Source organism: Fructobacillus fructosus KCTC 3544, assembly GCF_001438695.1.
GTDB classification, from domain to species: Bacteria; Bacillota; Bacilli; order Lactobacillales; family Lactobacillaceae; genus Fructobacillus; species Fructobacillus fructosus.
Map to the genome: position 1 here is coordinate 1 of NZ_JQBH01000004.1, position 3,045 is coordinate 3,045.

Below are 3,045 nucleotides of genomic sequence, written 5' to 3' on the forward strand. Positions count from 1 at the left end.
TTCATGTTGAAGCTCAGAAGCGTGAGATTGCGCTACGTGCTGTTGAAATCGAGAAGGGGAAATCAGCTAATTTGCGCCAGGAACTTCAAGAAAAAGATGAGCAATTGGCCGATGCTTTAGTATCAATCACTCAAATGAAAAATAATGAAGCCGCTCTTCAGGGCGAAAATCGTTCTTTGAAAGCTAATCAAGTTTCACCTGAGCAACTCTCTGCACTTTCCAAGTCATCGGATACTGCCTTTACCTTTAAAGATTTCCTTGAATGGCAAAAATCACAGGTGGAAATTCAAGCAGCGACTAACAAGAAATCAAAGGGCAAAGCGCCAAAAATTGTTGGCGCCTCAATAGTTGCTTTAGCATTGATTTCTGCTGGTGGCTTTGGGGTCAAGGCTTACTCAGACTCACAATCCAATAATGCCCGTTTGCAGAAGCAAATTGATTCAAAGAATGCTGAACTGAAGGCCTCAGCTAGCCAATCAAGCTCAACCCCAAAGGAGGTGGTTCAAAACAATCAACAGCAAAGCAATGAAACTTCAGCGAGTAGTAACCAGCAAGTAGACAGACCTTATCAAGCCTTAGATGATTCGTTAAAGCGGAATAGCTTGGATATTTACCGCCAAAGTTTTGCAGATAACAAACTCGGTGATGACAGTTATCGAGTTTTCCGAGTCGGACAGCTGCTAAATCAACAATCCAGTCGTGATGAAGCGGTGGCCGTAGCCAAGGCAAACCCAGGTTACAACCAAACGTTAAATCGCTATCTGGGTATTAGTTAAGAGAGGAGATTTTATGGAAAATCAACAGTCAACATCAGCCGATGTTCAAATTGTTAGTCACAACTCGATTGATTTGGCCAGTCATAACGAATTTGTTGCTCAATCTATTCATCAAAAGATTGAACTGATGCGTTATTTCTCAACGACCAATCACGAGTGGGAAGACTCATTATGGGAAAACGTCCAACTAAAAGAGGGCCGCTCGTGGGGCAGGTTTAAACACTACCTTTCATTTTTTAAACCCCTTGATTGGCTACGTTTGACTGGTTTTATTATCGGCTTTTCAATCTTATGGATAGGAAAAGTAGTCGCTTATTTTCTTTTGTACCTTTTTATGTTTTTCGCCTTTCTGACTGTGATTGCTAAAACTGAATCGACAGGATGGCAATCTTTCAGCTTTTTTTTGGTATACACTTTCAGTTTTGTATTATTCCGTTTCATCTGGCAGAAATTCCTACTCATCGACAAGAGACAGAACCCAGGCAACCAGTCGATTTTGAAAATCCTTTGGTTCAAGCACTCTGATAGCAACTCTGACAAAGGTCTGCAACCAGTCGTTCTTTGTTTGTTACCAGAATGGTTGGATTCAAGTCTCAATCCCAATCAATTGACCGTTACTGGCGAAATTGATCCACTGACACTTAAAAAAATGTGGAAAAGGCTTAGCCTGTTTGAAAAGCACGTCATCATGTCCGATCTCGGTATTGCTATAGACACCGACAAATACCCAAGTCAATCAGTCGAGTTTGTTAGTTCATCATTGCCATACCGTGATGAACTGATTGCTAGCATCTATCAAAGTCAACAGTCAAAAATGATTTCGAAAGCTGATGGTAACAAAAAAACTAAAAGCGGCTTAACAGCTTCAATTACTGCCACTAACGAATCACTTTAATTATTTAGGTATTTAAATCAAAGGAGAAAATTTATGCCTACTCAAACAATGAACGTTAAAGAACATTTTAAGATGTATAAGTCTGGGAAGCGCTGGTTATATGCTTCTCTTGCAGCGGCGACACTTTTGTCTGGAGGAGTGGCGTTGTCACAATCAGCATCCGCTGATGAAGTTGCACCCACGACGACTACTCAATCCCAAAACCAGGCCCAACCAGCAACCTCAAGCACACCAAAAAATGCTGATACAACCACTACCCAAGTTTCAACAGTCAGTGGCTCAGTCGGAACATCGAATGCGCAAACGTCTTCCAGTGCAGAGACTACGCCGAAAATTACTGAAAAAACTTCTGGCAACGTAACGAAAGTTTCGGTTGATGATACGCAACTCAATCAAGCCGTCACGGATGCTAAGAACGAAGGGGTAAAGGTCAACCAAGACCCAACCCAAACCTTGAATGGGAAGTTATCCGATAAAGATGACCTGATTAAAAAGGTGAACGATGACTACAACAAGCAGACAGAAGCTTTAAATGCGGCGACATCAGAAACGAAACAATACAAGGTCAATGTTGCCAATGCCGAAAAGTCCAATCAGACGGTTCAGGATGCGGCGAAGTCAGCCAAAGATGCTGGTGTTGATGTCACTCAAGAAAAAAACAAACAAAGCCAATCGTTTGACGACATTAACAAGGACAATGCTAATCAAGTTACTAGTCTTACCGATGCCATGAACAAGCAAAAGGCATTGAATGATGCCTACAATCGTGCAAAATCCGCAGCTGATGCAGCAAACGCCGCCGCAAAGGCCAAGTTTGATTCCGACATGGCCGAATACAACCGGATTCTTGCTGACTTGCAAAGTAAGACTAACCAGAACGGATATGCCAAAGAAGTCCTATCCCAAGAGCTTACCTTGCAGGCAGAAAGCCACGCAAAAGTAACCATCACTGCTCCTGGCGTTAAGTGGGATCAAGATTGGAGTCATCCTTCAGTCAGCGATTCACCAATTGTTAATACGGATTCTTTCTTTGCCAACTCAAAGAATACGGCCGGACAACCAGTTCAATGGTATTCGGCTTGGTTGGAACCGGGACAAAGTATCACCGTTGACTATACAGACTTGTCCAATTCTTCCTACCAATCACAACCAATCACAAAAATTCAGAAGACTTTTACCAACACTTCGGATTTCAAGGAAAACTTGGGTATTCCGAGTGACCCAACAATGAATGTTTGGTATATCGATTCACAGATTGGCCAAGACCGTCAACGAACTGTTAAAGAAGTCCGTGTTTTATATGGACAAGATGGGCAGCCAATCAAGCTTGGTAAAGATGCTCTTATTTCACTTGGTTCCTTGAACGCTTGGTAT

2 protein-coding genes and 1 pseudogene are annotated in these 3,045 nt (G+C 42.2%); all 3 read left to right on the forward strand.

Annotated features, from left to right (window positions below):
- Positions 1-776: pseudogene (locus tag IV71_RS08030) on the forward strand (hypothetical protein); the annotation flags it as partial.
- 13 nt (positions 777-789) lie between these two features.
- Positions 790-1,671: a hypothetical protein gene (locus tag IV71_RS02400; RefSeq protein WP_010691923.1), complete on the forward strand. Its 882-nt coding sequence runs from the start codon at positions 790-792 to the stop codon at positions 1,669-1,671.
- Positions 1,672-1,704: 33 nt separating this feature from the next.
- A partial coding sequence (locus IV71_RS02405; protein ID WP_169790357.1) for a GbpC/Spa domain-containing protein occupies positions 1,705-3,045 on the forward strand: 1,341 nt, incomplete at its 3' end.

Bases quoted from the DNA above. Each gene is read 5' to 3' on its own strand.
- IV71_RS02400 (WP_010691923.1), top strand. From the start codon at position 790: ATGGAAAATCAACAGTCAACATCAGCCGATGTTCAAATTGTTAGTCAC.